The sequence below is a fragment of the Streptomyces sp. NPDC102279 genome (genome assembly GCF_044766365.1).
Taxonomy (GTDB): Bacteria; Actinomycetota; Actinomycetes; order Streptomycetales; family Streptomycetaceae; genus Streptomyces.
The window spans coordinates 1-12,602 of record NZ_JBIWLU010000010.1; the positions used below are offsets into that span (position 1 = coordinate 1).

At 72.2% G+C, this 12,602-nt stretch carries 10 protein-coding genes; 8 read left to right on the forward strand and 2 right to left on the reverse strand.

Translation table 11 applies throughout. From position 1 onward, the window contains the following. Positions 1 to 162: 162 nt before the first annotated feature. Positions 163 to 804, reverse strand: a complete 642-nt coding sequence (locus ACIRQH_RS25270) for a TetR/AcrR family transcriptional regulator (RefSeq protein WP_358815614.1) — start codon at positions 802 to 804, stop codon at positions 163 to 165. A 186-nt stretch (positions 805 to 990) separates the two neighbouring features. Then, positions 991 to 1,209: a hypothetical protein gene (locus ACIRQH_RS25275; protein ID WP_388866887.1), complete on the reverse strand. Its 219-nt coding sequence runs from the start codon at positions 1,207 to 1,209 to the stop codon at positions 991 to 993. Between the two features lie 159 nt (positions 1,210 to 1,368). Here ACIRQH_RS25275 and ACIRQH_RS25280 point away from each other — a divergent pair, with 159 nt between their 5' ends. The 8 genes from ACIRQH_RS25280 (at position 1,369) to ACIRQH_RS25315 (ending at position 12,074) form a co-directional block, all read left to right on the forward strand. Then, positions 1,369 to 2,358, forward strand: coding sequence for an alpha/beta fold hydrolase (locus ACIRQH_RS25280; RefSeq protein ID WP_388866884.1), 990 nt, complete (start codon positions 1,369 to 1,371; stop codon positions 2,356 to 2,358). Between the two features lie 8 nt (positions 2,359 to 2,366). Further along, on the forward strand, positions 2,367 to 3,950 hold the full coding sequence (locus tag ACIRQH_RS25285; protein WP_404227045.1) for a DUF3152 domain-containing protein: 1,584 nt from the start codon (positions 2,367 to 2,369) through the stop codon (positions 3,948 to 3,950). Positions 3,951 to 4,006: 56 nt separating this feature from the next. Next, positions 4,007 to 4,099 carry an Ms4533A family Cys-rich leader peptide gene (locus ACIRQH_RS25290; RefSeq protein ID WP_355864967.1) on the forward strand — a complete coding sequence of 31 codons (93 nt, stop codon included), beginning with the start codon at positions 4,007 to 4,009 and terminating at the stop codon, positions 4,097 to 4,099. A gap of 202 nt (positions 4,100 to 4,301) precedes the next feature. Further along, the gene (locus ACIRQH_RS25295; protein ID WP_388866878.1) at positions 4,302 to 6,023 is read left to right on the forward strand and encodes an ABC transporter substrate-binding protein; all 1,722 of its coding nucleotides are present in this window, start codon (positions 4,302 to 4,304) and stop codon (positions 6,021 to 6,023) included. A 4-nt stretch (positions 6,024 to 6,027) separates the two neighbouring features. Next, entirely contained in the window at positions 6,028 to 7,200 is a 1,173-nt protein-coding gene (locus ACIRQH_RS25300; protein ID WP_404227046.1) for an ABC transporter permease, read from the forward strand. Beyond that, on the forward strand, positions 7,197 to 8,195 hold the full coding sequence (locus tag ACIRQH_RS25305) for an ABC transporter permease (RefSeq protein WP_358815620.1): 999 nt from the start codon (positions 7,197 to 7,199) through the stop codon (positions 8,193 to 8,195). Before ACIRQH_RS25300 ends, ACIRQH_RS25305 begins: the two co-directional genes overlap by 4 nt. Next, entirely contained in the window at positions 8,192 to 10,102 is a 1,911-nt protein-coding gene (locus ACIRQH_RS25310) for a dipeptide ABC transporter ATP-binding protein (protein WP_404227047.1), read from the forward strand. Before ACIRQH_RS25305 ends, ACIRQH_RS25310 begins: the two co-directional genes overlap by 4 nt. A gap of 238 nt (positions 10,103 to 10,340) precedes the next feature. After that, a complete protein-coding gene (locus ACIRQH_RS25315; RefSeq protein WP_404227048.1) occupies positions 10,341 to 12,074 on the forward strand; it encodes a DUF3492 domain-containing protein in 1,734 nt (577 codons plus the stop codon). Positions 12,075 to 12,602: the final 528 nt, after the last annotated feature.

The following is a 12,602-nucleotide window of genomic DNA, read 5'->3' on the forward strand; positions in this document are numbered from 1 at the left end:
TTGGGCCCGGCCCCCCACACACAAATTTGGGGGGGGGGGGGGCGCCCCGCGGGCGCGGCGGGCCCCCCCCGGCGCCGCCGGGGGGGGCGCACCCCCCGGGGGGGGGGGGGCGGCCCCCCCGCCCGCTTCCGTGTGCTCAGTGATGACCGGCGCCGTGCCCGCTCAGTGGCTGTCGATGCCGTGCAGCGGGAAACCCGCGATACCGCGCCAGGCGAGCGAGGTCAGCAGCTGCACCGCCTGGTCGCGCGGGACGCTGCGGTCGCTGTGCAGCCAGGAACGGGCCACGACCTGTGCCAGACCGCCGAGCCCCGACGCGAGGAGCATCGACTCGGCACGCGAGAGACCGGTGTCCTCCGCGATGACGTCGCAGATCGCCTCGGCGCACTCGTGCGTCACCTTGTCGACGCGCTCGCGCACCGCGGGCTCGTTGGTCAGGTCCGACTCGAAGACCAGCCGGAAGGCGCCGCCGTCGTCCTCGACGTACGCGAAGTAGGCGTCCATCGTGGCGCGGACGCGCAGCTTGTTGTCCGAGGTCGACGCGAGCGCGGTGCGGACCGCCTGGAGCAGGGACTCGCAGTGCTGGTCCAGCAGGGCGAGGTACAGATCGAGCTTTCCCGGGAAGTGCTGGTAGAGGACCGGCTTGCTGACGCCCGCGCGCTCGGCGATGTCGTCCATGGCGGCCGAGTGATACCCCTGCGCAACGAAGACTTCCTGGGCGGCGCCGAGGAGCTGGTTGCGTCGGGCACGGCGCGGCAGGCGAGTGCCCCGCGGGCGTGCCGCCTCTGTCTGCTCGATGGCTGTCACGCCGCCTCCCAAAATTGTCCACTGCGGTGTGCGCCGCGTCGCCATCGTACTTTTCGGTAACCGTGCTGTGTGCGGTGCGAGCGCAGAATTTCACGGACCGGACGCCGACGGCGGCGGCGCACAGGGGACCGAAGGGGACGAGCTGGGCGCCCGCCCCTCGCTACGGCCCTGATCAGCGGTGTCGCGTCACCGGTAGTCGTCCTCGTTCAGCCGGACGACCCGGGCCTGCTCGGCGCGGTCCGCCTCGTCGGCGCTGAGGGGATCCCCCGGGGGTTCCGGGTCCACGTCCTCGGTGGGATCCAGCTCGCCGGCCTGTTCGGCGGCGTCCGCCTCCGGGGCCTCCCCGTCGAGGACGTTCCGGAACTGATCGTCGAACGGTGCGGGGTCTGTCGGGTCGACTGTCATGGTTCCTCTTCCCGAACGGTACGAGTGCGCTCCTGACGTACGTACGAGTGCCCTCGTTCGAAGCCTAGGAGACGCGCGATCGGGGCGCTATACGATCCGCCCGCGATCTGTGACGGCGAACACATGAGCCCCGGCGTGATCGTCTCGTAACATTGCGGCATGTCTTCGACCGAACTCCCGTCCGCGCTGGCCTCCACCGTCACGCCCAGGGTCGGTGCCGTCAGGGTCGCGGAGGGCGAGCGGCTGCGGTCGGTCGGGCTCCCCGGGGTCACGCTGACCGTCCGGTCGAGGCCCCCGGCCCGCAAGGGGCTGCCGCCCGCGCTGTACGTGCACGGCCTGGGCGGCTCCTCGCAGAACTGGTCGGCGCTGATGTCGCTCCTCGACGGACTCGTGGACGGCGAGGCCCTCGACCTTCCGGGCTTCGGCGACTCGCCGCCGCCGGACGACGGCGACTACTCGGTCACCGGACACGCGCGCGCGGTCATCCGTTATCTCGACGCGTCCGGGCGCGGGCCCGTCCACCTCTTCGGCAACTCACTCGGCGGTGCCGTCTCGACACGCGTGGCCGCCGTCCGTCCGGACCTCGTCCGCACGCTGACGCTCGTCTCGCCCGCCCTGCCGGAGATCCGCGCGCAGCGCAGCGCGTGGCCGACCGCGTTGCTCGCGCTGCCCGGGGTGGCCGGTCTGTTCACCCGCCTGACCAGGGAGTGGAGCGCCGAGAGGCGCGTGCGCGGGGTGACGGCCCTCTGCTACGGGGATCCCACCATCGTGACCCCCGACGGGTTCCGCGACGCGGTCGAGGAGATGGAGCGGCGGCTCGCCCTCCCCTACTTCTGGGACGCCATGGCGCGTTCCGCGCGGGGGATCGTCAACGCGTACACGCTGGGCGGCCAGCACGGTCTGTGGCGGCAGGCCGAGCGGGTGCTCGCCCCCACCCTGCTGGTCTATGGCGGCCGCGACCAGCTCGTCGGCTACCGTATGGCCCAGCGCGCGGCCCGTGCCTTCCGCGATTCCCGGCTGCTGACTCTGCCGGACGCGGGGCACGTCGCCATGATGGAGTATCCACAGACGGTGGCCACGGCCTTCCGTGAACTCCTCGCGCACCAGGGAGAGTTGACCTCCGAGGCGGCAACCGGCGCGGAGAGCTGAGGCAGGAAGTGGGACGACACAGTCGTCGGGGGCGGGCCGACAAGCCGGAGACCTCGCGGACGCGAGCGGTTCCCGAGGCGGAGCCGTCACCGGAGCCGGGCCCGGACCGGACCCGTCGAGCGTCGGCGCCCCGTCCCGGCGCCCTCGGGCCCTACCCGCCCGCGAACGCGACCTCACCCCGCAGCGCACCACCGCGCGCCGACGCGACTCCGGCCCACGGATTCCCGCAGGCCTTCGACGGCACCCCCGCGCGTGGGGTGCCGCGTTTCGGAGACGGGACTCCCGCGCGCGGAGTGCCGCGTTTCGCCGACGGGACCCCGGCGCACGGAGTCCCGAGAATCCAGGACGGCACCCCCGCGCACGGGGTGCCGCGCCTTTTCGACGGGACACCCGCCCACGGGACGCCACGACTTCCCGACGGAACGCCCGCCCATGGGACGCCCCGGGTGCGGGGCGGCCACCCCGAACAGCGTGAACAGGGCGGCGGCTGGGGGGAGTCCAGGACCGGCGCGGCCGCGCGGGGTGCGCCTCCCGGGCCGATGGTCCCGCGCCCGCGCCAGGAGCGCCTGACCGCCCCTCGGCAGGCGTACGTCGACGCGTTCGACGTCGCCACGGACGAGGACGACGACCTCTTCGCGCCGCGTGCGGGCGCTCCGGGCCGGACGGCCGGCCCCCGGACCGACGACCCGTACGGCTCCGTCACGTCGTGGGACACGGAGGCCGACGGCGTCGGCGGCCCCGGTGAGCCGCCGCTGCCCGAGACCGGCGAGCAGGAGAAGGGCCGGGGCAAGGGACGGGCGTTCACCGGGATCGCGGCGGCCGCCGTCACCACCGTGCTGGCCGTCGTCGTCGCCGGACAGGTCGCGACCGGACAGCACGACGCCGGTGCCCGGACCCAGTCCGCCGCGGGCGGCCGGGTGACCCAGGACCCCGCCTCGCGCGGGGACGGCAGGCCGACCCAGGCGGGCCACCCGAGCGTGGCCGCGGCCGCCCTGACGTACGACCAGAAGATGGCCAAGACCTACCCGCTCGGCGCGAAGCTCAAGGGGTCGGGGAAGTTCGCCGCGGTGCCCGGGTTCGCCAAGGCGCCCGGCGAGGGACGCAAGTACACCTACCGTGTCGACGTGGAGCAGGGGCTCGGCCTGGAGGGCGCCCTCTTCGCCGAGGCCGTCCAGAAGACGCTGAACGACCGCCGGAGCTGGGCGCACGGCGGGGCCCGTACCTTCGAGCGGATCAGTTCGGGCAAACCGGACTTCGTCATCACGCTGGCGAGTCCGGGGACCACCGCCGAGTGGTGTGCCAAGTCGGGCCTCGACACCACGGAGGACAACGTCTCGTGCGACTCGGCGTCCACCGAGCGCGTCATGATCAACGCGTACCGCTGGGCCCAGGGCTCCACGACCTACGGTGACAAGATTCACTCCTACCGGCAGATGCTGATCAACCACGAGGTCGGCCACCGGCTCGGATACGGGCACGTCACCTGTGACAAGGACGGCGAGCTCGCCCCGGTCATGCAGCAGCAGACCAAGTTCCTCGACCACGACGGAATCCACTGCCGGGCCAACCCCTGGGCCTATCCCGGGAGTTGACAGGGGTCGCTCGGGCCGCGTTGACATGCGCCGAAAGTTCGTTCATATTTTGGCGCATGTCGCCCCGTCACGCCTCCGTCTGCGCCGCCATCGAGCTGGCGCTCATCGGCGTGACCGCACTGTGCGTGGCCGACATCCTCTGTAGCTGACGCCCGCCCACGGCGAGTGCGTCGCATTCTTCTCCCGTTTCGATTCCGTGCGCCCCTGAACCCCTCCGGTTCGGCGTGCCCGTACCTCCTCCGGTCCGGTCGGACACCGACGCCTGACGCCCTGGGCGGGCCCCTGCGCCCCGCTGTCTCATTCCGCGTCAATCCGTCTCACTGTTCGAGCCATCCGAGAGGTCGTCTTCCGATGCGTCAACCGTCCCTCATAGCCCGCCGCGTGGCCGTGGCATCCGTCAGCCTGGCCGTGGCGGCGGGCGCCGTCGCCTGCGGCCCTGAGGACAACGATGCCAAGAGTTCCGGAGGCGGTGACTCCCAGGCGAAGAAGGGCGGCACGCTCAGCGTGCTGAACTCCACCCCGCAGTCGGACTTCGACCCCGCGCGGCTCTACACCTCCGGCGGCGGCAACGTGCCCTCGCTCGTCTTCCGCACGCTCACCACCCGCAACCGCGAGAACGGCGCCGCCGGCTCGGAGGTCGTGCCCGACCTCGCCACCGACACCGGCCGCGCCGGCAAGAACGCGACCGTGTGGACGTACACCCTGAAGAAGGGGCTCAAGTACGAGGACGGCACGCCGATCACCTCCGCCGACATCAAGTACGGCATCGAGCGCTCCTTCGCCGCCGAACTCTCCGGCGGTGCCCCCTACCTGCGGGACTGGCTCATCGGCGGGGCCGACTACCAGGGTCCCTACAAGGACAAGAAGGGCCTCGACTCGATCGAGACGCCCGACGACCTGACGATCGTGTTCCACCTGAACAAGCCGGAGGGCGAGTTCCCCTACCTGGCCACGCAGACGCAGTTCACCCCCGTCCCGAAGGCCAAGGACACCGGCACCAAGTACGAGGAGCACCCGGTCTCCTCGGGTCCGTACAAGGTCGTCAAGAACGAGAACGACGGTGAGCGGCTCCTTCTGGAGCGCAACACCCACTGGTCCGCCTCGACCGACGCCGAGCGCAAGGCCTACCCGGACAGGATCGATGTGCGCTCCGGCCTGGACTCGTCCGTGATCAACCAGCGGCTGTCCTCCTCCCAGGGCACGGACGCCGCCGCCGTCACCACGGACACCAACCTCGGCCCGGCCGAACTCGCCAAGGTGACCGGGGACAAGGAGCTGGCCTCCCGCGTCGGCACCGGCCACTTCGGCTACACCAACTACATCGCCTTCAACCCGAAGGTGAAGCCGTTCGACAACCCCAAGGTGCGCCAGGCGATCTCCTACGCCATCGACCGCAGCTCGGTTGTCAACGCGGCCGGCGGCTCCTCGCTCGCCGAGCCCGCGACCACGTACCTGCCGGACCAGAAGTCCTTCGGCTACACCCCGTACGACCACTTCCCGGCGGGCGCGTCCGGCAACGCCGCGAAGGCCAAGGAGCTGCTGAAGGAGGCCGGCTACAAGAACGGCCTGACCGTGACGCTGACGCACTCCAACAGCAAGGACTTCGAGACCAGCCCCGAGATCGCCACCGCCGTCCAGGACGCACTCAAGAAGGCCGGCATCACCGTCAAGCTCCAGGGCCTGGAGTCGAACGACTACAGCGACAAGGTCCAGAGCGTCAAGACCGAGCCGGGCTTCTTCCTCGCCCACTGGGGTGCCGACTGGCCCTCCGGCGGTCCCTTCCTGGCCCCGATCTTCGACGGCCGGCAGATCGTCAAGGACGGCGCCAACTTCAACACGGGCTTCCTGAACGACCCGTCCGTCAACGACGAGATCGACGCGATCAACAAGCTGACCGACCTCGACCAGGCCGCCGAGCGCTGGGGCGCGCTGGACAAGAAGATCGGAGAGCAGGCGCTCACCGTGCCGCTGTTCCACCCGGTCTACAAGCGCCTGTACGGCAAGGACGTCAAGAACATCGTCATCAGCGACTGGACCGGCGTTCTGGACATCTCCCAGGTCGCGGTGAAGTAGCACCGTGAGCGAGGTACTTGTCGCCTCCTCGGCCCCCGTGACGGACCCGTCCGTCACGGGGGCCTCGGGGGCCCGCCAGTTCTGGCGGCGGCTGCGCGCGCAGCGTGCCGCGCTCGTCGCGGCCGTCGTCGTCGCACTCCTCCTCCTGGTCGCGATCGCCGCACCGCTGCTCACCGCGATCGAGGGCCAGGACCCCACCACCTACCACCCCTCGCTGGTGGACTCCGCACGCGGCGGTGTGCCCGTGGGGTCGCTCGGCGGCATCGGAGCCGACCACTGGCTCGGCGTCGAACCGCAGACCGGCCGCGATCTCTTCGCGCGTCTCGTGTACGGCGCGCGGGTCTCCCTCGGGGTCGCTCTCGGAGCCACCGTTGTACAGGTCCTCATCGGGGTCGTGGTCGGTGTCGCCGCCGCGCTCGGCGCGCGCTGGGTCGACCAACTGCTGAGCCGCTTCACCGAGATCATCATCGCGATGCCCCTCATGATCATGTCGCTGGCGTTGCTGGCGATCGTGCCCGGCAGCTTCCCCCGCCCCCTGCTGGTCGCCCTCGTCATCGGCCTGATCGCCTGGGGCAACGTCGCCAAGATCGTGCGCGCCCAGACACTGACGCTCAAGGGACTCGACTACGTCTCCGCCGCCCGGCTCAGCGGATGGGGCACCTGGCGGATCGCCCGCCGCGAACTGCTGCCGGGACTCGCCGCGCCGGTCATCACGTACGCCGCGCTCCTCGTCCCGATGAACATCAGCGTGGAAGCCGCGCTCTCCTTCCTGGGCGTCGGAGTGAAGCCCCCGACACCCTCCTGGGGACAGATGCTCACCGCCGCCGACGTCTGGTACCAGGCCGCCCCGCAGTACCTGCTGCTGCCCGCCGGCGCGCTCTTCGTGACCGTCCTGGCGCTGACCGTCCTGGGCGACGGCATCCGGACGGCCCTCGACCCGCGCGCGGCCTCCCGCCTGAGCATCGGCACCGGCCGCAGGCGTGAGGCCAAGGCGGACGCGGACGCGGGGAAGGCCACCGCGGACGCGGGGAAGGTCACCGCGGTCGCGGGGAAGGCCACCGCGGACGCAGGGAAGGCCACCGCGGACGCGGGGAAGGCCACCGCGGACGCGGGGAAGGTCACCGCGTCCGCGAGCACCGAGGCGGACGTCACCGGCCGGAAGGAGGAGCGGGCATGAGCGGCTTCGGCGGATTCGTCCTGCGCCGCCTCGTCGGCACCGTGATCACCCTCCTCGCCATCTCGGTGATCGTCTACGTCGTCTTCTTCGTCACGCCGGGCAACGTCGCCCAGATCACCTGCGGCCCCCGCTGTTCTCCGGAACAAGTGCACCAGGTGGCACAGCAGTTGAGGCTCGACGACCCTCTCTACGTGCGCTACTGGCACTTCCTCCAGGGCATCCTCGTCGGCCAGGACTACTCCACGGGCACGTCCGTGGAGCACTGCTCGGCGCCGTGCCTCGGCCTGTCGTACCAGGGCGGCCGACAGGTGACCCAGCTGATCTTCGCGAAGCTGCCGGTCAGTCTGTCGCTCGTGTTCGGCGCGATGATCCTCTGGCTCATTCTCGGCGTCGGTACCGGCGTCCTGTCCGCATGGCGGCGAGGCCGGATCAGCGAGCGGGTGCTGACCGGCGTGACGCTCGCGGGCGTGGCCACCCCCGTCTTCGTCATCGGTCTCGTCCTGATGATCATCGTGTGCGGGCAACTGCGGCTCCTGCCCTTCCCGCAGTACGTCGGTCTCACCGACGACCCCGAACAGTGGGCCTGGAACCTGCTGTTGCCCTGGTTCTCCCTCGCCCTCATCGAGGCCGCCACATTCGCCCGGCTCACCCGGGCGTCGATGCTGGAGACGCTCGCCGAGGACCACATCCGCACCTTCCGCGCGTACGGCGTCGGCGAGCGGTCGATCATCGGACGGCACGCGCTGCGCGGGGCGTTCGCGCCGATCATCGCGCTCAACGCCAACAACGTCGGCGGAGCCATCGGCGGCGCGGTCCTCACCGAGACGCTCTTCGGACTGCCCGGCATCGGCCAGGAACTGGTCCACGCCGTGAACGTCGTCGACCTTCCCGTCGTCGTCGGCATGGTCCTGGTCGTCGGCTTCTTCGTCGTCATCGCCAACGCCGTCGCGGACGTGCTGTACGCGGTGGCCGACCGACGGGTGGTGCTCGCATGAGCGACTCTTCCACGACCGCATCCGCGACCTCTCCGGGTGCGGCGGTCCCCGCGGACGCCGGTACCGCGGTCCCGCTGGTCGAAGTGGACGGCCTGTCCGTCGACTTCGGAGACCTGCGGGCCGTCGACGGGCTGTCCTTCCGGCTGGACAGGGGCGCCGCCCTCGGCCTGGTCGGCGAGTCCGGCTCGGGCAAGTCCACCGTGGCCTCCGCCCTGCTGGCGCTGCACCGCGGCACCGGAGCGCGGGTCACCGGCACGGTCCGCGTCGCCGGCGTGGACGTACAGCGGGCGTCCGACGACGAACTGGGCAGGCTGCGCGGCGGGAAGGCCGCGATGGTCTTCCAGGACCCGCTCTCCTCCCTGGACCCGTACTACGCGGTCGGCGACCAGATCGCCGAGGTCCACCGGGTGCACACGAAGGCCTCGCGACGCGCCGCACGCGCGCGTGCCGTGGACGTGCTGGACCGGGTCGGCATCCCCGACGCGGTACGCCGGTCCCGCGCGCGCCCGCACGAGTTCAGCGGCGGCATGCGCCAGCGCGCCCTCATCGCCATGGCGCTGGCCTGCGAACCCGAGCTGCTGATCGCCGACGAGCCGACCACCGCCCTCGACGTGACCGTCCAGGCGCAGATCCTCGACCTGCTGCACACCCTGCGGCAGGAGACCGGGATGGGGCTGCTGCTGGTCACCCACGACGTCGGCGTCGCCGCCGAGAGCGTCGACGAGATCCTCGTGATGCGTCACGGCCGCGCGGTCGAGCACGGGTCGGTCACCGCCGTCCTCGGCGCGCCCCGGGAGACGTACACCCGCGAACTCCTCGGCGCCGTGCCTCGCGTGGACACACCCCGCACGACCGGTGTGGCCGGCGGGAGCGGACCGGCTGCCGTTCCGGGTCGTGCCGGGGCGGCCGGGTCCGTGGAGGGACCCGGTCCAGCGGCGGAGACATCTTCGGTCGAACCGGCCTCTCCCGCGGAGGCGACCATGCCTGTCGCGGGCGTCGGGCCGGAGACCACCGGCTCGAAAACCGGCGGCTCGGAGACCGGCGGCTCGGAGAGCGGTGGTGTGCAGAGCCGCGGCTCGACGAAGGTTCCGTCGAACGACGTGGTGCTCGAAGCAATCGGGCTGCGGCGCGAGTTCGGGCGCGGGAAGCAGCGGTTCGCGGCCGTCGACGACGTGTCGCTCACCGTCCGCAGGGGGGAGACCCTCGGTGTCGTCGGCGAGAGCGGCAGCGGGAAGACCACCCTGGGAAGAATGCTGGTGGGACTCCTGGAGCCCACGAGCGGAACGATCCGCTACGAAGGGCGCGAACAGTCCGGCGTGCGCCCCTCGGTGCAGATGGTCTTCCAGGACCCGGTCTCCTCCCTCAACCCCCGGCGCAGTGTGGGCGAGTCCGTCGCGGACCCGCTACGGGCGCGCGGCGAACGGGACGAGGGGAGCATCCGGGGGCGCGTCAGGGAACTGCTGGAACGTGTGGGGCTCGAAGCGGCGCACTACGACCGCTACCCGCACGAGTTCAGCGGCGGACAGCGCCAGCGTGTGGGCATCGCACGGGCCCTGGCCGCAGAGCCGCGCGTCATCGTGTGCGACGAACCGGTCTCCGCGCTCGACGTCACCACACAGGCCCAGGTCGTCGCGCTGCTCGGCGAGCTGCAGCGGGAACTCGGGCTCGCCCTGGTGTTCGTGGCGCACGATCTCGCGGTCGTACGCCAGGTCAGCGACCGAGTGGCCGTGATGCGGCGCGGCAAGCTCGTCGAGTACGGCCCCGCCGACGACGTGTACGAGCGTCCCGGCGACCCGTACACCCGGCAACTGCTGGCCGCCGTACCGGCACTCGACCCGGAGGTCGCGGCGCGCCGACGCGCCGCCCGCAGGGAGCCGGCCGACGGCAAGGAACTGACGCCGGCGTGAGCGCGCGGGGCCCGCGGGCGGCGGCCCGGTTCGCGGGCTTCGGCCGGCAAAAAAGTGACTGCTTGATGTCTTAGCGCGACGGAACGCGTCCTGCGCGGGAAAGTTACGACCGTTCACCCCTTTTGGTGGCGCGATGGACAACCGTCCGTCGCGCCACCGCCATGTCCGCATACGTTCGTCCCGCTGCGAGCCGCCGGGTCAACGGCGGCTCCCCATACGGGAGATCGGGGGTGTGCTCGTGCGCATCGGACTGCTGACGGAGGGTGGCTATCCGTATGTGAGCGGTGACGCCAGGCTCTGGTGCGACCGGCTCGTGCGCGGGCTCGGGCAGCACGAGTTCGACATCTACGCGCTCAGCCGCACCGAGCGCCAGGAGGACGAGGGCTGGATCCAACTGCCGTCCCAGGTCAGCCGCGTCCGCACGGCGCCGCTGTGGACGGCGGAGGACGACGGCGTGGTCCACGGGCGCCGCGCACGACGCCGGTTCGCCGAGGCGTACGGGGACCTGGCGGCGGCCGTCTGCTCGGGACCGGTGACTCCCCGCGCGACGGAGTCCTCGGAGGGGGAGGCGGATTCCTCCGGCGTCGAGGCGGACCGTTTCGCCAGCGCGCTGTACGGTCTCGCCGAACTCGCCCGCGACGAGGGCGGCCTGGTCGGCGCCCTCCGGTCGGAAGGAGCGGTCCGCGCCCTGGAGCGCGCCTGTCGCGCGCCCGGCGCGCTGCGGACCGCCCGCGCGGCGCGCGTACCCGACCTGCTCGCCGTCGCCGGCCACATCGAGCGCGCCCTGCGCCCCCTCTCCCTGGACTGGTACGAGGACGACGGCCTCGGCGCGGTCGACCTCTGTCACGCCGCGGCCGGCGGAGCGGCGGCCCTGCCCGGCCTCCTCACCCGGCACTTCTTCGGAGTCCCGCTGCTCGTCACCGAGTACGGCGTGCACCTGCGGGCGCACTACCTGTCCTCCACCACCGTCACGGAGACCCCCGCCGTCCGCGCCCTGCTCGCCGCGTTCCACGGCGCCCTCGCCGCCGAGGTCTACGGCGCGGCCACCCTCATCACGCCCGGGAACGCCCACGCCCGCCGCTGGCAGGAGCGCTGCGGCGCCGACCGCGCCAAGCTGCGCACCGTCTACCCCGGCATGGAGGCGGATCGCTTCGCCGAGGTCGGGGAGGGCGCCGAGGGCAGCCGGTGCGCGGACCCCGACACGCTGGTGTGGGTCGGCCGTATCGAACCCGCGAAGGACCTCATCTCCCTGCTGCATTCCTTCGCGGAGGTCCGCAAGGAGGAGCCGAAGACCCGGCTGAGGATCGTCGGCGCCCCCGCCGACGGTCCGGACGGCGCGACCTACCTGGCGCACTGCAAAGCGCTCGCCGCACAGCTCTTCCCCGACGAGGCCGAGGGCGTCCACGCGGTCGGCGACAACCCGGTGTCCTTCGAGGAGATCGGCGGACCGGAGGTCCCGAGCCTCGCCGAGGCCTACGCCTCCGGCGCCCTGGTCGTCCTCTCCAGCGTGGTCGAGGGCTTCCCGATCAGTCTCGTCGAGGCGATGTTCTGCGGCCGGGCCACCGTCTCCACCGACGTGGGCGCGGTCGTCGAGGTCATCGGCGGTACGGGACTGGTGGTCCCGCCGCGCAACCCGCGGGCGCTCGCCGAGGCGTGCGTGGCGCTGCTGCGCGACCCCGAGCGCCGCGAGCGCCTGGGCGCCGCCGCCCGCGCACGCGCCCTCGAACTCTTCACCGTCGAGCAGAACGTCGCGGCATTTCACGGCATTTACCTGGAGATCGTCTCGCACTCCCCGGTACGCCGGCCGGTCGTGAACAGAGCGGGGGAGCCGTTGCCGTTCGGCGTACCCGCCGAGGCCCACCTTCCGGGCGGCTGGACCGAGGCCCGCCTGATGGCCGCGGGCCGGCCGCGATGGGGCGACGGGGCACCGGTGCGCGCCACGGCCACCGTTCCGGCGGGGGAGGGCGCATGACCGGCGACACCGCGGGAGCGGGCGCCCGGGGTGGCGTCGGCGACCTGACCGAACTCGCCCTCGACGGTTTCCGAGGGCCGGGCGGTACGAACCTCGACGGCACGCAAGCTCCGGACGCGGGCGAGAGCGCGTCGGGCGGGGGTGCGGGGGCGTCGGGCAGGGACGCATCGGGTGAGGACGCGTCGGGCGGGGGCGGGGGTGGGGACGGTGACGCCAGAAGCGTTCGTGACGTTCGCCGTGGTGTGAGACCTGATGCCGGATCCGGTGGCCGACCGGACGGCCGCGGGAGCGGGAGCGTGCAGGACGCGGGCGTAGCGGCGTGGGCCGTCGGCACGCGAGCCGAGGCCGTCGACGGGGAGCTCATCCTCTCCGACACCGGTGCGGAAGGCGGGAGTTCCGGGGGTGCCGGAGCTGGGGACAGTCTTGGTGGGGGCAGTCTTTCGGGCATCGGTGCGGGGGGTGCCTACGGCGGGCGCAGGCTTCCCAGCCCCGGTGCCGGCCTCGGCCCCAGCTCCGGTTCCGGCGCGG